General features: G+C 30.9%; 23 protein-coding genes and 1 pseudogene. 12 read left to right on the top strand and 12 right to left on the bottom strand.

Features of this window, described 5'->3' with window-relative positions; genetic code table 11:
* The 6 genes from ftsH to ACIQ2I_RS03570 all read left to right on the top strand — a co-directional run.
* The coding region (gene ftsH, locus ACIQ2I_RS03595; protein ID WP_396181061.1) for an ATP-dependent zinc metalloprotease FtsH at window positions 1-1234 on the top strand (1234 nt) is incomplete at its 5' end.
* Between the two features lie 98 nt (window positions 1235-1332).
* On the top strand, window positions 1333-1935 hold the full coding sequence (locus tag ACIQ2I_RS03590; RefSeq protein ID WP_396181060.1) for a lactate utilization protein B/C: 603 nt from the start codon (window positions 1333-1335) through the stop codon (window positions 1933-1935).
* Between the two features lies 1 nt (window position 1936).
* Window positions 1937-2740, top strand: coding sequence for a phosphatidate cytidylyltransferase (locus ACIQ2I_RS03585; RefSeq protein WP_396181059.1), 804 nt, complete (start codon window positions 1937-1939; stop codon window positions 2738-2740).
* On the top strand, window positions 2733-3395 hold the full coding sequence (locus ACIQ2I_RS03580) for a phosphatidylserine decarboxylase family protein (RefSeq protein WP_396181058.1): 663 nt from the start codon (window positions 2733-2735) through the stop codon (window positions 3393-3395). The genes ACIQ2I_RS03585 and ACIQ2I_RS03580 overlap by 8 nt, the downstream gene beginning before the upstream one ends.
* Window positions 3396-3680: an acyl-CoA-binding protein gene (locus ACIQ2I_RS03575; protein WP_396181057.1), complete on the top strand. Its 285-nt coding sequence runs from the start codon at window positions 3396-3398 to the stop codon at window positions 3678-3680.
* 44 nt (window positions 3681-3724) lie between these two features.
* Window positions 3725-4498: a superoxide dismutase gene (locus ACIQ2I_RS03570; protein WP_396181056.1), complete on the top strand. Its 774-nt coding sequence runs from the start codon at window positions 3725-3727 to the stop codon at window positions 4496-4498.
* A gap of 58 nt (window positions 4499-4556) precedes the next feature.
* Here the strand turns inward: ACIQ2I_RS03570 and ACIQ2I_RS03565 are convergent, their stop codons facing one another.
* Window positions 4557-5453, bottom strand: a complete 897-nt coding sequence (locus ACIQ2I_RS03565; protein WP_396181055.1) for a hypothetical protein — start codon at window positions 5451-5453, stop codon at window positions 4557-4559.
* Window positions 5454-5564: 111 nt separating this feature from the next.
* Between ACIQ2I_RS03565 and ACIQ2I_RS03560 the strand changes: the two genes are divergently transcribed.
* The 4 genes from ACIQ2I_RS03560 (at window position 5565) to rny (ending at window position 9069) form a co-directional block, all read left to right on the top strand.
* Complete coding sequence (locus ACIQ2I_RS03560; RefSeq protein WP_396181054.1) at window positions 5565-6605, top strand: formimidoylglutamase; 1041 nt, start codon at window positions 5565-5567, stop codon at window positions 6603-6605.
* 105 nt (window positions 6606-6710) lie between these two features.
* Window positions 6711-7001 (top strand): hypothetical protein, encoded by a 291-nt coding sequence (locus ACIQ2I_RS03555; RefSeq protein ID WP_396181053.1) that lies wholly within the window; start codon window positions 6711-6713, stop codon window positions 6999-7001.
* Between the two features lie 2 nt (window positions 7002-7003).
* Complete coding sequence (locus ACIQ2I_RS03550) at window positions 7004-7297, top strand: cell division protein ZapA (protein WP_396181052.1); 294 nt, start codon at window positions 7004-7006, stop codon at window positions 7295-7297.
* A 212-nt stretch (window positions 7298-7509) separates the two neighbouring features.
* Window positions 7510-9069 carry a ribonuclease Y gene (gene rny, locus ACIQ2I_RS03545; RefSeq protein ID WP_396181051.1) on the top strand — a complete coding sequence of 520 codons (1560 nt, stop codon included), beginning with the start codon at window positions 7510-7512 and terminating at the stop codon, window positions 9067-9069.
* Window positions 9070-9205: 136 nt separating this feature from the next.
* Here rny and ACIQ2I_RS03540 read toward each other — a convergent pair whose 3' ends face one another.
* From ACIQ2I_RS03540 to ACIQ2I_RS03490, 11 genes are all read right to left on the bottom strand, one after another.
* Window positions 9206-9421 (bottom strand): hypothetical protein, encoded by a 216-nt coding sequence (locus ACIQ2I_RS03540; protein WP_396181050.1) that lies wholly within the window; start codon window positions 9419-9421, stop codon window positions 9206-9208.
* An 11-nt stretch (window positions 9422-9432) separates the two neighbouring features.
* The gene (gene ftsY, locus ACIQ2I_RS03535; RefSeq protein ID WP_396181049.1) at window positions 9433-10413 is read right to left on the bottom strand and encodes a signal recognition particle-docking protein FtsY; all 981 of its coding nucleotides are present in this window, start codon (window positions 10411-10413) and stop codon (window positions 9433-9435) included.
* A 107-nt stretch (window positions 10414-10520) separates the two neighbouring features.
* A complete protein-coding gene (locus ACIQ2I_RS03530) occupies window positions 10521-10673 on the bottom strand; it encodes a DUF4295 domain-containing protein (protein WP_396181048.1) in 153 nt (50 codons plus the stop codon).
* A 41-nt stretch (window positions 10674-10714) separates the two neighbouring features.
* Complete coding sequence (gene rpmG / locus ACIQ2I_RS03525) at window positions 10715-10897, bottom strand: 50S ribosomal protein L33 (RefSeq protein WP_091308983.1); 183 nt, start codon at window positions 10895-10897, stop codon at window positions 10715-10717.
* A gap of 20 nt (window positions 10898-10917) precedes the next feature.
* Entirely contained in the window at window positions 10918-11160 is a 243-nt protein-coding gene (rpmB, locus tag ACIQ2I_RS03520) for a 50S ribosomal protein L28 (protein WP_396181047.1), read from the bottom strand.
* An 88-nt stretch (window positions 11161-11248) separates the two neighbouring features.
* Window positions 11249-12487, bottom strand: a complete 1239-nt coding sequence (locus ACIQ2I_RS03515; RefSeq protein ID WP_396181046.1) for a CinA family nicotinamide mononucleotide deamidase-related protein — start codon at window positions 12485-12487, stop codon at window positions 11249-11251.
* 69 nt (window positions 12488-12556) lie between these two features.
* Window positions 12557-12901: a histidine kinase gene (locus ACIQ2I_RS03510; RefSeq protein ID WP_396181045.1), complete on the bottom strand. Its 345-nt coding sequence runs from the start codon at window positions 12899-12901 to the stop codon at window positions 12557-12559.
* Window positions 12901-13512, bottom strand: coding sequence for a fumarylacetoacetate hydrolase family protein (locus tag ACIQ2I_RS03505; protein WP_396181044.1), 612 nt, complete (start codon window positions 13510-13512; stop codon window positions 12901-12903). The genes ACIQ2I_RS03510 and ACIQ2I_RS03505 overlap by 1 nt, the downstream gene beginning before the upstream one ends.
* Window positions 13513-13577: 65 nt before the next feature.
* Window positions 13578-14348: an exonuclease domain-containing protein gene (locus ACIQ2I_RS03500; protein WP_396181043.1), complete on the bottom strand. Its 771-nt coding sequence runs from the start codon at window positions 14346-14348 to the stop codon at window positions 13578-13580.
* A gap of 76 nt (window positions 14349-14424) precedes the next feature.
* Window positions 14425-15723, bottom strand: coding sequence for a dihydrolipoamide acetyltransferase family protein (locus tag ACIQ2I_RS03495; protein ID WP_396181042.1), 1299 nt, complete (start codon window positions 15721-15723; stop codon window positions 14425-14427).
* 84 nt (window positions 15724-15807) lie between these two features.
* Window positions 15808-16923: a glycosyltransferase family 2 protein gene (locus ACIQ2I_RS03490; protein ID WP_396181041.1), complete on the bottom strand. Its 1116-nt coding sequence runs from the start codon at window positions 16921-16923 to the stop codon at window positions 15808-15810.
* 170 nt (window positions 16924-17093) lie between these two features.
* Here ACIQ2I_RS03490 and ACIQ2I_RS03485 point away from each other — a divergent pair, with 170 nt between their 5' ends.
* Window positions 17094-18956 carry an ABC-F family ATP-binding cassette domain-containing protein gene (locus ACIQ2I_RS03485; RefSeq protein ID WP_396181040.1) on the top strand — a complete coding sequence of 621 codons (1863 nt, stop codon included), beginning with the start codon at window positions 17094-17096 and terminating at the stop codon, window positions 18954-18956.
* 91 nt (window positions 18957-19047) lie between these two features.
* Window positions 19048-19297: pseudogene (locus ACIQ2I_RS03480) on the top strand (class I SAM-dependent methyltransferase); the annotation flags it as partial.

Genomic DNA, 19297 nt, shown 5'->3' with positions numbered 1-19297 from the left:
GAAAGCAGTTGCTGGAGAAGCTAACGTGCCTTTTTTCTCTTTATCGGGTTCAGATTTTGTAGAAATGTTTGTAGGTGTTGGTGCCTCTCGAGTTAGAGATTTATTCAAACAAGCCAAAGAAAAAGCACCAGCAATTATTTTTATTGACGAAATTGATGCGGTAGGAAGAGCCCGTGGCAAAAACAATATGTCAGGCGGTAACGACGAAAGAGAAAATACGTTAAATCAATTGTTAACAGAAATGGATGGTTTCGGTACCAATTCGAATGTAATTGTATTAGCTGCAACCAACAGAGCAGACGTTTTAGACAAAGCATTAATGCGTGCAGGACGTTTTGACAGACAAATTTATGTTGACTTACCAGATATTAGAGAGCGTAAGGAAATTTTTGAAGTACATTTAAAACCAATTACAAAAGCTGAAACATTAGATACTGAATTTTTAGCCAAACAAACTCCCGGATTTTCTGGAGCAGATATTGCTAATGTTTGTAATGAAGCTGCTTTAGTCGCAGCAAGAAAAAACAAAAAGGCAGTAGATAAACAAGACTTTTTAGATGCTGTTGATAGAATTGTAGGCGGTTTAGAAAAGAAAAATAAAATTATTACTAAAGAAGAAAAACATGCCATTGCCATTCACGAAGCAGGTCATGCAACAGTAAGTTGGATGTTACAACACGCCGCTCCATTAGTAAAAGTTACTATCGTTCCTCGTGGACAAAGTTTAGGTGCTGCTTGGTATTTGCCTGAAGAAAGACAAATCGTTCGAACTGAACAAATGTTAGACGAAATGTGTGCCACTATGGGTGGAAGAGCTGCTGAAAAAGTAGTTTTCGATAAAATTTCTACAGGTGCACTTTCAGATTTAGAAAAAGTTACCAAACAAGCTCGTGCTATGGTTACCGTTTATGGTCTGAATGATAAAATTGGAAATATTACTTATTACGATTCATCAGGACAATCGGATTATAATTTTTCTAAACCTTATTCAGATGATACAGCAAAAATAATTGACAATGAAATTTCAGGATTAATTGAAGAACAATACCAAAGAGCCATTACTATTTTGACTGAAAACAGAATAAAACTTGAAGCTTTGGCTGCTATTTTAATTGAAAAGGAAGTTATTTTTAAAGACGATTTAGAAACTATTTTTGGTAAAAGACCCTATGACATTGTTGAAGAAGAACCTGAAACTATTACGGAAAAAAATTCAGAAATTATAACAGAATAAATTGTTAACAAAATATTTTATAAAAAATCTTAATTTGAAAGTGATTTTAAGTTAAGATTTTTTTATATTTGGTGCATAAGAATTGTTAGAAAAACAAAATGAATATTTTCAAGAAGATATTTGGCAATCAAGACGAAGCTGTTAATCAGGAAAAAAACGTCGAAATAAGCCAATATGCAGCCGATATAGATACGCCAGTAGATGAATTATTTACCATTAATTTTAAAAATAATGGCGGAAAATTTATTTATTGTTCTAATATGGAAGAAGCTCATGAGAACTTTGAAAATATTTTAGAAGAAAACGATTGGTTTGAAAATGAGGTACAATGCTTTGATTCAAGGCTTTTTAATTTTCTTGATGAAAACAGACTAGAGTATAAAAATGCCACAAATCCATCTTTCTTTTTTACAGCTTGCGAAAACTTAATTGCCGATGAAGGTTCGATATTATTTTCATCCAAACAATTAAAACAATTCAAAATTGACGAATTACCTACCAATATTATTGTTTATGCTTCTACTAGTCAGCTTTTAATGACGAAAGGCGATGGCTTAAGAAACATCAAAACAAAATACGACAAAGAATACCCTACAAACATTACTGCTATTAAGTATTTTGAAAAAACAAAAGAAGAAGATTTTCTTCATTATGGAAGTTGCCATAAAAACTTATACTTAATTCTACTAGAAGATTTATAAAATGACTGAAAATGTAACAAGAGCTATTAGTGGTGCTGTTTATATTGCACTGCTTGTTTTTTGTACGTTATTTTCACCAATAACATTTCATATTCTATTCACCGTTTTTATGTGTTTAAGTATTTATGAATTTTCTAAAATAACAAACTATAAATTGTATTATCTATTCGCAATTGGTGGAGTTTTAATTTCTGTACTTTTCTTTATAAATCAGTCAGCACCAGTTAAATTATTTTACATATCAATTGGTTGTGTAGGATTTAATATTTTGCTTTTGATAAATTTATTTAAAAACATATCTTTTCATAAATACCACAAAACATACAGTCATTTTTTTCTTTACATTACACTTCCTTTTATATTACTAATTTCTCTTCCTAATTTTATAAATCCTGCAAAATATGAAATTGTTATAGCCCTATTTATAATGATTTGGTGCAATGATACTTTTGCATATTTAATAGGAAAATCAATTGGAAAACATAAGTTACTAGAAAGTGTTTCACCTAAAAAAACAATTGAAGGATTTATAGGTGGAGTCGTTTTTACTCTGCTCGCTTCGATAATAATTAGTCGATTTTATACTTTTTTTAATGTAACTTTGTGGATTATTAGTGCATTAATTATTTCAATATTTGGTACTCTTGGCGATTTAGTAGAATCTAAATTCAAAAGAGAAGCAGGTGTAAAAGACAGCGGAAATATTATGCCGGGTCATGGTGGAGTTTTAGACCGCTTAGATAGTGTTATTTTTGTTATTCCTTTTTTATATATATTATATTTAATTTATTTCTATTATGCTTAAGTTTCATCCAGAAGGCTCAAAAATTATATTAATTGCTACTTTAATTACCGTTTTAGGTATTTTCGGTGTAGACCATTTATTTCACGAAAGCAATATAATAATTTGCAAAATTTTACAAGTTGTCCTTTTGGGATTTTTAGTACTAATCCTTCAGTTTTTCAGAAACCCAACAAGAATTGCTATAATTAGTGATAACTACGTATTAGCACCTGTTGATGGAAAAGTTGTAGTAATTGAAGAAGTATACGAATCCGAATATTTCAAAGACAAAAGATTGATGGTTTCTATTTTCATGTCACCAATTAATGTTCATGTTACTCGATATGCTATAAATGGAATTGTAAAATACAGCAAATATCACCCTGGAAAATTTTTAGTAGCATGGCATCCAAAAGCTAGCGAAAAAAACGAACGAACCACAATAGTAATTGAAAATAATGTATATGGCGATATTATGTACCGTCAAATTGCTGGCGCTTTAGCCAAAAGAATTGTAAACTATGCAGAAGTAGGCATGACTGTTATTCAAGGTGAAGATGCAGGTTTTATTAAATTTGGATCTAGAGTAGATTTATATTTTCCGATTGGAACACCTATAAATGTAAAATTAGGTGACAAAGCGATTGGAAACAAAACAGTAATATCAAAAAAATAAATGAGCCAATTATCTTTAGATGAAAGATTTAAGGAAGCAATTCAAAATGCCAATGAAAAAATTCCTAAAACTTCTGTGCCACAAGACGTGCAGTTAGTGCTTTATGCCTATTACAAACAAGCACTTTCCGGAAACATAAGCTATAGTCATCATGGCTATGAATCTGACGAAGTAATTACAGCCTTTAAACAAAATGCTTGGATGCAAGTTAGACATTTAACTGCCAACGAAGCCAAAGAAAAATATATTGAAATAATAAATCAAATGCTAAAAGATAGACAGTAATGTGTGTCTTTTTTTATTTTTGTAAAAACCTAAAAATTTTAAAAATGAAAAATAAAATCCTTGTATTACTGCTAATTTCCGTTTTAAGTACTAGTTGTAAAAAAGAAAAAGAACTAATTGAAGTTACCATTCCTGAACCAGAAAAAATTGAAAAAAATACTTTAGGCAACCCATCTGATGTGCAAGCTGAAGATGAAGATGGTGCTTTTCAAATGAATGGCTTGCCTTATTCTTATAAAAGTTTAGAACCTTTTATAGATGCTGAAACTATGGAATTACATTATTCAAAACATCATTTAGCCTATTGCAATAAACTTAATGCCGCTTTAAAAGACACAGATTTGGCTTCCAAATCTATAGAAGAAATTCTAAAAAAATTAGATACAAGTAAATCAGACATTAGAAATAATGCTGGTGGCTATTATAACCATAATTTATTTTTTGACATATTAAGTGCAAATGGCGGAGACGCTACAGATGAAGTTTTAGAAGCCTTAAATAAAGATTTTGGTTCTTTTGAAGCCTTCAAAAATGAATTTTCTGAAAGCGCAACTAAATTATTTGGTTCAGGTTGGGTTTGGCTAATTAAAGACAATTCGGGAAAATTAGTAATAACAACTACTTTTAATCAAGATAATCCACTAATGCCAAATGCAGAAAAAAAGGGCACACCTATTTTAGCACTAGACGTATGGGAACATGCCTATTACATTAAGTACCAAAATAAACGAAAAGATTATATTAATGCTTTCTTTAATGTAATTAATTGGAAAAAAGTAAACGAAAAATTTAAAGAATCAACCAATATTAAGGAATAAAAAAAAAAGAGAAACGCTAAAAAATTGCAGCGTTTCTCTTTTTAAAAATAGTAAAAAATTATCTCAATTGAAAACTACTTTTTGAAACCAACACTCCTTTTTTATCAAATACATTAACAAAATAAGTTCCTTCAGAAATACTTTTCACAGATAAATCTTCTTGAACTTGCACTGTTTTGTTTTCGTATTTAATGGTTTTCTCAAAACTGTATGGTAAATATGTTGCTCCGAAAGATTCCGTTTTCTTTTCTCCTAAAACATTATTTTTACTGTCTATCACTTGAATGTAATAGGTTCTGTCCCCTGTTTTTGCAACTTGATTTTCTGCAATCGTAAAACCAATTTTTAAGACATCGGCTCTACTTGCCTTATCTGTATTAATTTGCTTTCCTGAACCTTTTTGCTTTACTGCAAAAGTGGTTATATTAAGAACAGATAATTTTTGTGCTTTTTCAACTGTTTTAGACAGATTGTCATTTTTAACTACTAATGTGTCATTTGCTGTTTTTGCATTAGTTAAAACCACATTTGTACTATCTAAGTTTTTAGTTAGGGTAGAATTATTTTCTTTCAACACATTGTTTTCGGTAATTAAATTGTCCATTTCCCGTTTAAGTTTTACATACTGCGTTTTATATTTAGACAGTTCAGCTATACTACCGTCAGATTTTTTAATTTTCTCTAACAATTCCATTATCTTAGCTTGTTCTTCTTCTAATTCTCCTTTCAAAGCTGTATTATCTGCAATGGCGACATCATATTCTGCGATTTTAGATTCCAATTCAGATTGGAATTTTTCTTTTTCAGTTAGTGTTTTGGACAAAGTTGAATCTACTGCATCTTTATCTTGTTGCAACTTATAAACATAAGCCAAACTTCCCATTAATAATAATGCCAAGATAATCATAATTACTTTTAATCCTGAATTTCTAGAATTTGATTGATTTAACTCCATTTTGATTTTATTTAAATTTAATGCAAAAATAAAATTTTATTTATTTCTATTACTATATAACGTAATGTATCTTTAAAATATTATATTTGAAAACACTTTTTAAACATAAAAATGGATAAATTAAACGTATTCAGTTCAAGAGATATAGCAAAAATTACGCAACATAGAAGTGGCGAAATAAAGTTTGGCGAAAAAATACTTACAGTTCCAAGTGATGTTAATTGGATAGAATTTATAACGCTTTCCGAAGCAAAATTTGTTTTGATTGGTTTACCTGAAGACATAGGAATAAAAGCCAATTTAGGCAGAACTGGTGCTGCTTCCGCTTTTGAAAGTGCTTTAAAAAGTTTAGTAAACTTTCAACATAATAAATTTTGCAAGGGCGACGAATTACTTGTCTTAGGTGAAATAAATTTTTCTGTAGAAATGGAAATTTCCAAAACTTTAGATACTCAAAATAAAGAAGATCGAAAAAAACTATTTCAATTAGTAGAAAAAATTGATAAAGATGTTTCATTTGTAATTAGCACCATCATAAAAGCTAATAAAATTCCAATTATTATTGGAGGAGGACACAACAATGCTTATGGAAATATAAAAGGATTGGCATTAGCAAAAGGAATGCCAGTAAATGCGATAAATTTTGATGCACATACTGATTTCAGAATTATGGAAGGTCGTCATAGTGGAAATGGCTTTACTTATGCATTTGAAGAAGGATTCTTAAAAAAATATTTTATATTCGGCTTACATGAGAATTTTGTATCAAAAAGTGTATTCAATACACTAAAATCTATTGAAGAAAGAGTGAAATATGTAACATATGAAGAAATAGCAGTACGAAAAACCAAAAGTTTTACTACAGAAATTACACAAGCCATAAAATTTATTTCGAACACCCCATTTGGAGTAGAACTTGATTTGGATGCCCTTCCGAACATACATAGCAGTGCCATGACATTAAGTGGTTTTAGTGTTGAAAAAGCCAGACATTTTATTCATTTAGCTGGAAAAGAAGTACATGCCAGTTATTTTCACATATGTGAAGGAGCTCCTGACTTAGATTCATCGAACAATAATCATTTAACCGGGAAATTAATTGCAACACTAATTTTAGATTTTATTAAGAGTAAAAAAACAGAAGAAAACTAAAAAAAGTTTACAAAATAAAAAAACTTTATTTTTTTTTGAAAAAAAGTATTGAATTTCGATATTGAAGTTTTAAATTTGTAGAATCACGAAAAGAATTATGTTATAATGAGTGAATTGTCGAAAATTATAGATTCCTTAGAAGTAAAATTCTTTAAATTATCTAAAAGAATAGAAAATTTAGAGCAATTAAACGAAAATTTATCTAATGAATTGAAAAATTTAAAACAAACCACTCAACTAGAAAATGAGCATATCATTTCGTTAAATAACGAATTGGAAAGTTTAAAAATAACAAATTCTCTTCTGGGCAGTGAAGAATACAAGAAAGAAACAAAACTGAAAATAAATTCGTTGATTAGAGAAATCGACTATTGTATAGCACAACTTTCTGAATAATTATGACAGAAAAGTTAAAAATAAAAATTTCAATTGCAGACCGAGTATACCCATTAACAGTGGAAACTACTCAGGAGGAAGGTCTACGGACAGCATCAAAAAAAATAGATGTTACAATTAAAAAATTTGAAGCTAACTATGCAGTAAGAGATAAACAAGATGTATTGGCTATGTGTGCCTTACAATTTGCTTCTCAGATAGAACAAACTCAAATAGATACTTCTACTGATGCAGTAGAAGCATTTGAGAGACTTAAAAAACTCGACGAAAAAATTGAAAGTTTACTTTCAAAATAATAGAAAAACGTTCATACAAAAACACTAAAGTACTGCCCACATTAGTAAATATTTGATAAACTCAACACTAACTATTAAATGAGTGAATTTGCGATACTAAAGCACGTTCCGATTCATCGGAAATCCTTGAACATCGTTTTAGCTCAAATCCTGTCTGAATCGAGTTTATTCAAACACCTAATGTGGGCTTTTTTATTAAACAAAACCTAATTATGGAATTATCAAGTATAATAATTGGAATCGTCGGATTGGCTATAGGATTTGCAATTGCTAAAATTTTTGAAAAAAGCAATGTCTCAAATCTTATTAAAAACGCTCAAAAAGAAGCCGGTTCAATTTTAAGAGATGCGAAAGCAGAAGCCGAAACTGAAAAAAGAAATAAGCTACTACAAGCTAAAGAAAGATTTTTAGAATTAAAATCGGAACACGAAAATGAGATTTTGTCCAAAGACAAAAAAATGGCTGAAGCCGAAAAAAGAACACGAGATAAAGAATCTCAAGTTTCAAGTGAATTAGCAAAAGCTAAGAAAATCAATGACGACGCTGAAGCTAAAATTATAGAATACCAAAACAAAATTGAAAATTTAGATAAAAAATCTCAAGAAGTTGACAAATTACACAAGAGTCAGATTGAACAATTAGAAGTTATTTCTGGTTTATCTGCAGATGATGCAAGAAATCAATTGGTTGAAAGTTTAAAAGCAGAAGCCAAAACCAATGCTATGGCGCACATTCAAGAAACTATTGAAGAAGCCAAAATGCAAGCCCAACAAGAAGCTAAAAAAATCATTATCAGCACCATTCAGCGTGTAGGTACAGAAGAAGCTGTTGAAAATTGTGTATCTGTTTTCAATATTGAATCGGATGATGTAAAAGGTAGAATTATTGGTAGAGAAGGAAGAAACATTAGAGCCATTGAAGCTGCAACAGGTGTTGAAATCATTGTAGATGATACTCCAGAAGCTATTATATTATCATGTTTTGATCCTGTTAGAAGAGAAATTGCTCGTTTAGCACTTCATAAATTAGTAACTGATGGTCGAATTCACCCTGCTAGAATCGAAGAAGTTGTTGAAAAAACGAAAAAACAAATTGAAGAAGAAATTATTGAAGTTGGAAAACGTACCGTTATCGATTTAGGAATTCACGGATTGCACCCAGAATTGATTAAAATTGTAGGTAGAATGAAATACCGTTCTTCATACGGACAAAACTTACTACAACACTCAAGAGAAGTTTCTAAATTATGTGGTTTAATGGCTGCAGAATTAGGTTTAAACGTAAAATTAGCCAAAAGAGCTGGTTTGTTACACGATATCGGAAAAGTACCCGATACAGAAACCGAATTGCCACACGCTATTTTAGGAATGCAATGGGCTGAGAAATATGGTGAAAAAGAAGAAGTTTGTAACGCAATTGGTGCTCACCACGATGAAATTGAAATGAAATATTTAATTTCTCCAATTATTCAAGTGTGTGATGCTATTTCTGGAGCCAGACCAGGCGCACGTCGTCAAGTATTGGATTCTTACATTCAACGTTTAAAAGACCTTGAAGAAGTAGCATACAGCTTTCCAGGAGTTAAAAACGCTTACGCCATTCAGGCAGGTAGAGAATTACGTGTTTTAGTAGAAAGTGAGAAAGTTTCAGACGATTTAGCCGCTACATTATCATTTGAAATTTCACATAAAATTCAAACAGAAATGACGTATCCAGGTCAAGTTAAAGTAACTGTTATTAGAGAAACCAGAGCGGTAAATATTGCGAAGTAACCGCGCTAAATTATATCAATTAAAAAAGCCCAATTTCAATTGAAATTGGGCTTTTTTAATTGATATGTTTTTACAAAATTTAATTAAAATAATAAAGTATCAAAAATTGACATCCTCACTAAATTCTAAATAAATATTATTTCTTTCCAGCGGGTTTTTTGGTCTTACCATTAATTACTTTAATGACAACGTACATAAACAAAATAAAAGAAAGCAGTCGTAATGACATAAAAATACTTTCACTTTGCATAAATCCTAAAAATTTTAAATCGAAAGGAAAGGCTAAAACAGCTGAAATTAAAGCAATAAATAACAACTTTGAATTGGTCATATTTTTAAAAAAATGCATCATACATTAAAAAATTAATTAAAGAAAGAATCCACAAATTCTATTTTATTAAATACTTGTAAATCTTCAATGCCTTCTCCCACGCCTATATATTTAACTGGGATTTGAAATTGATCTGAAATACCTATTACAACGCCACCTTTTGCAGTTCCGTCTAATTTGGTAACTGCCAAACAAGAAACTTCTGTAGCAGCAGTAAATTGTTTAGCTTGTTCGAATGCGTTTTGTCCCGTAGAGCCATCAAGTACCAACATGACATCATTTGGCGTGTTTGGAACTACTTTTTGCATTACATTTTTTACTTTGGTCAATTCATTCATCAAACCTACTTTGTTGTGCAAACGACCGGCAGTATCTATTATCACAACATCTGCATTTTGCGCTACTGCTGACTGCAAAGTATCAAAAGCAACAGAAGCTGGGTCCGAACCCATTTGTTGTCTTACCATCGGTACGCCTACTCTATCTGCCCAAATTTGTAATTGGTCAATGGCAGCAGCTCTAAATGTATCGGCAGCACCTAAAACAACTTTAAATCCCGCTTTATTAAACTGATATGCTAATTTTCCAATGGTAGTTGTTTTTCCCACTCCATTTACACCAACAACCATAATTACATAAGGTTTAGTATTTATTGGAATAGTGAATTCAGAATCGTTACCAGAATTGGTTTCAGATAATAACGATCCAATTTCTTCTCTTAATATGATATTAAGCTCGTCTGTTCCTAAATATTTATCTTGAGATACTCTTTTTTCAATTCGCTGTATGATTTTTAAAGTGGTATTTACTCCCACATCTGAAGAAATGAGTACTTCTTCCAAATTGTCTAAAACCTCATCATCTACTTTAGATTTTCCAGCAACGGCTTTAGTCAATTTAGAAAAGAAAGAAGTTTTGGTTTTCTCTAATCCTTTAGCTAATTGCTGCTTTTCCTGTTCAGTAATTACAGGTTCACTTTTATTAGATGAAAATATTTTTTTAAAAAAACTCATTGAATTTGGTGTATAATGATATGATTTTCATTAATATTAAAACAAAAATAAAATAAAAAAAGCTACTTTCAAATGAAAATAGCTTTTTTAATATCTTTAATACTAGATTATTTCTTTTTTAAGAACGCATCTACTTCTTCAGGAGTCATTACTGATTCCACAAATGTATAAGCACCAGATTTAGGTGACTTCACCATTTTGATTGCTTTAGTCAATCTTTTAGAAGATGTTTGTAAAGTTGCTACGGTTTTCTTTGCCATGACTTAGTATGTTTTATCTGAAACTTAAATTAAGCTTCTAATTATTTAATTTCTTTATGAACAGTTACTCTTTTCAAGATAGGATTGAATTTTTTGATTTCCATTCTATCTGGTGTGTTTTTTTTGTTTTTAGTTGTAATGTAACGAGAAGTTCCTGGTTGACCAGATTCTTTGTGCTCAGTACACTCTAAAATTACTTGGATTCTATTTCCTTTCTTTGCCATTTTTGTATATTTTTAAATGATTAAATAGATTTTGCAAATCCATCTGCTTTAGCTTTTTTCAAAACTGCGGCAATACCATTTTTGTTAATTGTTTTTAATGCTGCTGTAGATATTTTTAGGCTCACCCATCTATCTTCTTCTGCAATGTAAAAACGTTTTTTCACTAAGTTAACTGAAAATTTTCTCTTAGTTTTATTCATCGCGTGAGAAACGTTGTTTCCAACCATTGCTCTTTTTCCTGTTAGTTCACAAACTCTTGACATTATTCTAAACTTTTAAATCGTTATTCTAAATAAGGGTGCAAAGAAAAGAATTTTTACTTTACTATGCAACTATTTTTAGTTAGTTTTTTCAAATTTCTTTATACAGCCATTCCAATGCTTTATAAACTGCCCTATCTGTAACCTTTTCGCGCGGTTGACCAAAATTAAATTCTTCAACAAAAACTTCATTTGGTGTAGCTATTGCTATACAAACAACGCCTATTTCGGCTTCACTATTTCCTTTAGCTGGTCCTGCATTTCCTGTTGTAGCTATGGCATAATCTGTATTAAAAATAGTTTTGCAATTAATTGCCATCTCTTTTGCCACTTCTTTACTAACCACAGAAAACTGTTTAATTGTATCAGGATTTACTTTTAAAACATCTATTTTTATTTGATTAGAATACGCCACAATTCCACCTTTAAAACAAGCTGAAGCACCAGGAACAGATGAAATTAGTTGTGCGATTTTTCCTCCCGTGCAACTTTCAGCAGTTGCCAAACTAAGGTTTTTTTCGGCTAATGATCTGGTTAAAACTACTTCGATGGTTTCCTCTTCGTCGAAACCAACAATGATATCACCAATTAAAAGTTTTAATTTTTCAATTTCCGATATAATAGCATCTTTCAAAATGGCTTCATCTAAGCCCCTAGCAGTCAATCGTAATCTAACTTTTCCAGGACTCGGCAAATAGGCTAATTTAATAAAACTTGGCAAATTAGTTTCCCAATCATCAATTTGTTCCGCAATTAAACTTTCGCCTCTGCCATAAGTTATAAGTGTTTTGTGAACAATGTAAGGCCGCTCGAACTTATCTACCAAAAACGGAATTACTTCATTATCAACCAAATACTTCATTTCATAAGGTACACCAGGCAAAGAAACAAACACCGTGTTTTGATATTCCATAAGCATTCCTGGAGCGGTTCCCATTTTATTAAAAAGCACTTTTGATTTTGAAGGAACAAATGCTTGGTCTATATTTAATTGCGTAATGGGTTTTTTATGTATGCCTTCAATAATACTTTTTACTTGTTCAAAAACAGCATCGTTTTTAACCAAAACATCATCAAAATACTCGCAAAATGTTTTTTTGGTAATGTCGTCTTTTGTTGGACCTAATCCGCCGGTAATTAAAACAACATCAAAATTATTTTGAACTTCACTTAACGTTTTTAAAATATGATTTTTATCATCTGAAATGGATAACATTTCATAAGTAGCAATTCCAATTTTGTCTAATGCTTTTGCAATGTATGAAGAATTTGTGTCAATAATTTGACCTATCAATATTTCATCTCCAATTGTGATAACTGCTGCTTTCATTTTTATAATTTTCGTAAAAATAAGAAAACCACGCTTAAGGCGTGGCTAAACATATAATAAAGTATCTTTTTATAATTTAAAATCTTTTTTAATTTCATCTGCTGCGTCACCAATTCTTACTTTTAGCGTTTTAAACACATCTTTAATTTCTTTTCGCTTGCCTTTTTCTTTGGTCCATTCGATAATTAATAATACGTCTTCATAAGCCATATCAATACCTAATAAATCCAGGGTTGGTTTAATTTTGTGAGCAGATGCATAGGTTTTGGAATAATCTTTTTCTTCAATTGCATTTTTCATGGCTTGAATTTCGAAAGGCACTTCTTCTAAAAACAAAGAAGCAATTTGAAGTGCAAATTCGTTATCATTTTCAGAAATTTCATAAACTTTTGATAAATTATACTGTAAAGCCATTATTTTACTTGTATTTTAAACATTTGCTTGCCTTCTAAATAACCTTCTAACACATCATTTTCTTTCACTGCTGCTACTCCTTTAGGGGTTCCTGTAAAAATAATATCTCCTTTTTTTAAGGTGAAAAATTGCGAAACATAAGAAACAATTTCATCAATATTCCATAACAACATTGAAGTAGCACCTTGCTGAACAATTTCATTATTTTTCCTTAATTCAAAGTTAATATTTTCTAAAGAAGGAAAATTTATTTTCGGTAAAAAGTCACCAATAATCGCTGAATGGTCAAAAGCCTTCGCTTTTTCCCAAGGCAATCCTTTTTCTTTTAACGCATTTTGTACATCACGAGCTGTAAAATCTATTCCTAAACCAATTTCATCGTAATATTTATGTGCGAATTTCGGATTGATGTATTTTCCTACTTTACAAATTTTTACCAAAACCTCCACTTCATGGTGCACATCATTACTAAATTCTGGAATGACAAATGGTGTTTTTTTAGGTAAAATAGCCGTATCGGGTTTCATAAAGATAACCGGCTCATCTGGACGTTCGTTTTGTAATTCTGAAATATGGTCGGCGTAATTTCTGCCAATGCAAATGATTTTCATTTTTTTAGGGTGTTGGGTGATGGGTATTGGGCTAAACCTTTAACCCATTACCTTTAACATTTTACCTATTTTGTATTTAACCTTCTCAACTTCAAACCTGTTAACACTTTTTTTGTATATAGCGGAAAATCAGCGTTTTGAATCCAACCAAAATAACCTGGATCTTTATCAAACACCTCATCCACTAAAACATTTTTATATTTTCCAAAGCTGAACATTTCCTGGCCTTTATCATTCATCACAATCATACCAGCAAAATCGACAGATTTTTTACGAGTAGTAAATTCTGATAATGCTTTCATATCATTTTGCAAATCAGGATATCTTTCCAATTGCCCTAACAAAATTTCGTAAGTTGCCATGGTATCTGCAGCTGCTGAATGGGCGTTTTCTAATGTTTTATCACAATAAAATTTTAATGCCGCAGTAAGTGTTCTTTCTTCTTTTTTATGAAAAATAGTTTGTACATCAACTGAAACGCGGTTTTTCATATCAAAATCAACACCTGCACGAAGCATTTCTTCTGCTAATAATGGAATATCAAATCTATCAGAATTATATCCTGCTAAATCTGAATCTTTTATCATATTATAAATTTGGGATGACAATTCTGCAAAAGTAGGCTCGTTGGCTACGTTCTCGTTTGTAATGCCATGAACCGCGGTAGTTTGAGGCGGAATTGGAATTGTCGGATTCACCAACCAAGTCTTACTTTCTTTATTTCCGTTTGGAAACACCTTAAAAATTGATATTTCAACGATTCTATCTTTTCCAACATCTATTCCGGTGGTTTCTAAATCAAAGAAACAGATTGGTCTTGTCAGTTTAAGTTCCATGTTTATATTTTGAAGTGCAAAGTTAAAAAAACCCAATAGTAAATGAACTATTGGGTGAATTATTATTTATTTTTACTTAAAAATCTCTATTTACATCAAAGGCTTCTAAATATTCTGCTACACGTTTCACAAAACTACCACCTAAAGCGCCATCTACAACTCTGTGATCATAAGAGTGTGATAAGAACATTTTCTGACGAATTCCTATGAAATCTCCTTCTGGTGTTTCAATAACTGCTGGTACTTTTCTAATCGCTCCTAAAGCCAAAATACCTACTTGTGGTTGGTTAATAATTGGTGTTCCAAAAACAGAACCAAATGTTCCTACGTTAGTTACTGTATAAGTTCCGCCTTGTGTATCGTCTGGTTTTAATTTTCCTGCTTTTGCACGACCACCTAAATCGTTAACCGCTTTTGCCATACCAACTAAATTCAATTGGTCTGCATTTTTAATTACAGGAACAATTAAGTTTCCGTTTGGTAAAGCTGCTGCCATTCCTAAATTGATATTTTTACGTTTAATTATGTAATCGCCATCAACAGAAATATTCATTCCTGGAAAATCTTTTAAGGCTTTTGCTACCGCTTCCATCATAATTGGCGTAAACGTTAGTTTTTCTCCTTCGCGTTTTTCAAATGCTGTTTTTACTTTTTCTCTCCATTTTACGATATTTGTCACATCAACTTCAATAAATGACTGCACATGTGCTGAAGTTTGAACTGATGCCACCATGTAACCCGAAATCAACTTACGCATTCTGTCCATTTCAACAATTTCGTCGCCTCCGTTTACTGAAACTGGTGTAGGGTTTTGGGTTTTAAGTTGTTGAGTTGAAGTTGCAGGCGCAACAACATTTGAACTTGTAACTTGCAACTTGCGAGTTTCAATATATTTTAAAATATCTTCTTTATTTACACGACCATCTTTGCCTGAACCTGAAATAGATTCTAATTCAGTTAAGGAAATGCCTTCTGTTTTTGCCATATTTTTTACTAATGGCGAAAAGAATTTATCTGAACCTGAAAAATCTGCTGGAGCACTTGCTTCAATAGCAACCTCAACCGTTTTAGCAACTTCTGAAACTGCTACTGGTGCCTCCGATTTTACTTCAGGAATTGTGGCAATTGGTTCGCCCTCTGTTTCTATTATGGCAATGGTTTGCCCTACTTGAACTACATCATCAACTTGAAACAAAATTTCAATCAAAGTTCCAGAAACTTCAGAAGGCACTTCACTATCTACTTTGTCTGTAGCAATTTCTAAAACCGCTTCATCCATATCAATATGTTCACCCACTTTTTTTAACCAATTTGTAATGGTTGCTTCTGCTACACTCTCTCCCATTTTTGGAAGTTTCAATTCAAATCTTGCCATATTATTATTGTAATGTTGAGTTCTTTAATTATTACTGCAAAATTAATAAATATTTTCATGTTTTGTCACGAAAAAATCAAAAAATCAAAAAAGTAATACTTCGCCTCTATCAGTTGAATTATTGCTACCAATTACGTAATTTGATTGCGAAATATAGTTCTTAAAAGTTATATTTTTCGATTTATGTTTTTCCATAAAATGAATTATTTCTGCAAAAGAAAACGAATTGGTATCAAAAACAACCTCAATATTGATATTTTTACAAGCAGTAAATTGTTCAAAATCAGTTAAATATTCAATTTGTTTATTTAAATTCAAGTGAATATTATTTTTTGAAAACACAATGTATTTATCAATTTTACTTACTAATTTTTGTGGTTGTTTTTGTTTTATAATCGCAAATAACAAACTTCCTATTTGAAGAAATTTATCAAAAAACCACGATTTTTTGAAATGCTTTTTATAAAAAAACTGCATGGCTTCTCGGAAATGATTCAAATAGTTGGCATCTCTAACCGTGCTTTCTCCTTTATAATGTATTACGGATGTTTCATGAAAATAGAAATTCTCTTTTCCTAATTTCTGAATCATATAACTCAAATCGATATCATCCGAATACATGAAGCAATTCTCATCAAATCCACCTACTTTAATATATAAATCACGTTTCATAAACATAAAAGCGCCAACTAAAATAGCAACTTTTCCAGATTGATTTTCAGACAAATGCTGTGCATAATATTTTCCGAAAATTTTTGATATTTTATATAAACCAAAAATTTTAGTAAAAGCAACCCAAGGCGTTGGAACACCCCGTTTGCTCTCAGGTAGAAAATTTCCAGTGCCGTCTATCAACTTACATCCAATTATTCCAGCTGACAGCTGATAGCTTTTAGTTAATAGCTTTTTAAACGTATCTTCTGCAACAACAGTATCTGGGTTTAGGATACAAATATATTCGCCTTTAGATTCTTGTACAGCGATATTATTCCCTTTTGGAAACCCTACATTTTCTTTATTTTCAATAAGTTTGATATTTGGAAAAAGTTGTTTCATCATTAAACAACTATCGTCAGAAGAATTATTATCTACAACAATAATTTCAGCATCCATGTTTTCAAGCGCTTTCTGAACACTACGCACACATTGCTCTAAAAAATAGCGCACATTATAATTAAGGATGATAACGGATAATTGCATTTAGTTTTAATGTGTCAATTTAATTAGTCAATTTGCCAATTGGTTGATATGTCAAAGTTGCAATTTTTATTTATGAAATGCAAAAATCTAAATTTTAAATCTCAAATAATAAGTCTACTTTTGCAAAACAATTGGCGTTTTGCCAAATTGTATAATTTACAAATTGGCAAATGAATTACCTTTCAGTAGAAAATATATCAAAATCTTACGGAGAACGTGTCCTTTTTAAAGACATTTCTTTTGGAATAAATAAAGACCAAAAAATTGCATTTATCGCCAAAAATGGTTCTGGAAAAACCACAATTATGAATATGATTAATGGTTTAGATGAGCCTGACACCGGGCAAGTGGTTATAAGAAAAGGGATTAAAATGGCATTTTTAAGTCAAAATTTTAATTTACAAGAAGAATTAACCATTGAAGAAAGTATTTTCGCATCGGATAATGAAATTTTACTAGTAATTAGAAACTACGAAAAGGCATTAGAAAATCCAGAAGACGAAGAAAAGTATCAGAAAGCGTTTGATGATATGGATCGATTTAATGCGTGGGATTTTGAAACACAATACAAACAAATTTTATCAAAATTAAAACTTGACGATTTAAAATTAAAAGTAAAAAAATTATCTGGAGGGCAAAAAAAGCGTTTATCGTTAGCCATAATCTTAATTAATCGACCTGATTTATTAATCTTAGACGAACCAACCAATCACTTGGATTTAGAGATGATTGAATGGCTAGAAGATTATTTTGCCAAAGAAAATATCACTTTATTTATGGTAACGCACGACCGATTCTTTTTAGAACGTGTTTGTAACGAAATTATTGAATTAGATAACGGAAAACTGTATCAATACAAAGGAAATTACTCGTACTATTTAGAGAAAAAAGAAGAACGACAAATTTCTGAAAACTCCAGTATCGACAAAGCACAAAACCTTTTCATTAAGGAATTGGCTTGGATGCGTCGTCAACCAAAAGCAAGAACTACCAAATCCAAATCGCGTCAAGATGATTTTTACGTGATTAAGGAAAAAGCGGAAAGTCGACGTAAAGAAAATGTGGTAGAGCTCGAAATTAATATGGAGCGCATGGGAAGCAAGATTATCGAAATGGTAAAATTGAACAAAAATTTCCCTGACAGAACCATTTTAAAAGACTTTACCTACGCGTTTCAACGTGGTGAACGTATTGGAATTATTGGTAAAAACGGTACAGGTAAATCAACTTTCTTAAATATTTTAACTAAAACTATGGAACCAGATTCTGGGAAAGTAATTATTGGTGATACGATTAAAATTGGGTATTATACGCAAAGTGGCATCAACCCAAAACCAGGTCAGAAAGTAATTGATATTATAAAAGAATACGGAGAATACATTCCGCTTACGAAAGGAAAAATTATTTCCGCTTCGCAATTATTAGAACGTTTTTTGTTTGATGCAAAAAAACAATACGATTTTGTAGAAAAATTAAGTGGTGGCGAACTAAAACGTTTGTATTTATGTACGGTTTTAATTCAGAATCCGAATTTCTTAATTTTAGATGAACCTACTAACGATTTAGATATTGTAACGCTAAATGTGTTAGAAAGTTTTTTATTAGATTTTCCTGGATGTTTGTTAGTGGTGAGTCACGACAGGTACTTTATGGATAAAATTGTAGATCACTTATTTGTTTTCAGAGGCGGTGGTGAAATTGAAGATTTTCCTGGAAATTACTCAGATTTTAGAAGTTATGAAGATTCTGTGGAACCAAAAGTTTTAAATAATGTGAGTACCGATAAAGGAAGTTGGAAACAAAACCAACCAGCAAAAGCGGGTTTAAATTTCAACGAACAAAAGGAATTTAATAAAATTGAAAAAGAAATTAAAGATTTAGAATATCAAAAGAAACAAATTGAACAAGAATTTTCGGACGGTAAAGTAGCTGATGATAAAATTGAAACCAAAGCAAACGAATTACAAAAAATAATTCAATCATTAGAAGAAAAAGAAGCACGCTGGTTTGAATTGAGCTCAAAAATAGAATAATAAAAGTTGGCCACGGATTTCACAGATTAACACAGATTTTTTGTTTTAATTATTATAATCCGTGAAAATCATTTAATCTGTGGCAAAATATATGAATCATTTAATAATATCATATTTAAAATTCCTTTGGAACTCAAAAAACGAACACGGTGTGCATTCGCCTTTTGTGTTTGATTTGGTTACGAAATGTTTTTATGATAAAACAAAATTTCCAGAATATTCACTTTTAAAAAATACTTCAAAAAAAAATAAGTTACTTTTTAGAGTCGTGCGGTATTTTCAACCTAAAACCATTTTAGAAATCGGAAATTCAACTGAAATAGATACCAATATATTTTCTT

This window comes from Flavobacterium sp. (assembly GCF_044368995.1).
GTDB lineage: Bacteria > Bacteroidota > Bacteroidia > Flavobacteriales > Flavobacteriaceae > Flavobacterium.
This window is presented reverse-complemented; position numbering and strand designations above follow the sequence as displayed.

What these genes read in the sequence shown, in the direction of transcription:
- ACIQ2I_RS03590 (WP_396181060.1), top strand. Translation starts at nt 1,333, where the DNA reads ATGAATATTTTCAAGAAGATATTTGGCAATCAAGACGAAGCTGTTAAT.
- ACIQ2I_RS03585 (WP_396181059.1), top strand. Translation starts at nt 1,937, where the DNA reads ATGACTGAAAATGTAACAAGAGCTATTAGTGGTGCTGTTTATATTGCA.
- ACIQ2I_RS03580 (WP_396181058.1), top strand. Translation starts at nt 2,733, where the DNA reads ATGCTTAAGTTTCATCCAGAAGGCTCAAAAATTATATTAATTGCTACT.
- ACIQ2I_RS03575 (WP_396181057.1), top strand. Translation starts at nt 3,396, where the DNA reads ATGAGCCAATTATCTTTAGATGAAAGATTTAAGGAAGCAATTCAAAAT.
- ACIQ2I_RS03570 (WP_396181056.1), top strand. Translation starts at nt 3,725, where the DNA reads ATGAAAAATAAAATCCTTGTATTACTGCTAATTTCCGTTTTAAGTACT.
- ACIQ2I_RS03565 (WP_396181055.1), bottom strand. Translation starts at nt 5,453, where the DNA reads ATGGAGTTAAATCAATCAAATTCTAGAAATTCAGGATTAAAAGTAATT.
- ACIQ2I_RS03560 (WP_396181054.1), top strand. Translation starts at nt 5,565, where the DNA reads ATGGATAAATTAAACGTATTCAGTTCAAGAGATATAGCAAAAATTACG.
- ACIQ2I_RS03555 (WP_396181053.1), top strand. Translation starts at nt 6,711, where the DNA reads ATGAGTGAATTGTCGAAAATTATAGATTCCTTAGAAGTAAAATTCTTT.
- ACIQ2I_RS03550 (WP_396181052.1), top strand. Translation starts at nt 7,004, where the DNA reads ATGACAGAAAAGTTAAAAATAAAAATTTCAATTGCAGACCGAGTATAC.
- rny (WP_396181051.1), top strand. Translation starts at nt 7,510, where the DNA reads ATGGAATTATCAAGTATAATAATTGGAATCGTCGGATTGGCTATAGGA.
- ACIQ2I_RS03540 (WP_396181050.1), bottom strand. Translation starts at nt 9,421, where the DNA reads ATGATGCATTTTTTTAAAAATATGACCAATTCAAAGTTGTTATTTATT.
- ftsY (WP_396181049.1), bottom strand. Translation starts at nt 10,413, where the DNA reads ATGAGTTTTTTTAAAAAAATATTTTCATCTAATAAAAGTGAACCTGTA.
- ACIQ2I_RS03530 (WP_396181048.1), bottom strand. Translation starts at nt 10,673, where the DNA reads ATGGCAAAGAAAACCGTAGCAACTTTACAAACATCTTCTAAAAGATTG.
- rpmG (WP_091308983.1), bottom strand. Translation starts at nt 10,897, where the DNA reads ATGGCAAAGAAAGGAAATAGAATCCAAGTAATTTTAGAGTGTACTGAG.
- rpmB (WP_396181047.1), bottom strand. Translation starts at nt 11,160, where the DNA reads ATGTCAAGAGTTTGTGAACTAACAGGAAAAAGAGCAATGGTTGGAAAC.
- ACIQ2I_RS03515 (WP_396181046.1), bottom strand. Translation starts at nt 12,487, where the DNA reads ATGAAAGCAGCAGTTATCACAATTGGAGATGAAATATTGATAGGTCAA.
- ACIQ2I_RS03510 (WP_396181045.1), bottom strand. Translation starts at nt 12,901, where the DNA reads ATGGCTTTACAGTATAATTTATCAAAAGTTTATGAAATTTCTGAAAAT.
- ACIQ2I_RS03505 (WP_396181044.1), bottom strand. Translation starts at nt 13,512, where the DNA reads ATGAAAATCATTTGCATTGGCAGAAATTACGCCGACCATATTTCAGAA.
- ACIQ2I_RS03500 (WP_396181043.1), bottom strand. Translation starts at nt 14,348, where the DNA reads ATGGAACTTAAACTGACAAGACCAATCTGTTTCTTTGATTTAGAAACC.
- ACIQ2I_RS03495 (WP_396181042.1), bottom strand. Translation starts at nt 15,723, where the DNA reads ATGGCAAGATTTGAATTGAAACTTCCAAAAATGGGAGAGAGTGTAGCA.
- ACIQ2I_RS03490 (WP_396181041.1), bottom strand. Translation starts at nt 16,923, where the DNA reads ATGCAATTATCCGTTATCATCCTTAATTATAATGTGCGCTATTTTTTA.
- ACIQ2I_RS03485 (WP_396181040.1), top strand. Translation starts at nt 17,094, where the DNA reads ATGAATTACCTTTCAGTAGAAAATATATCAAAATCTTACGGAGAACGT.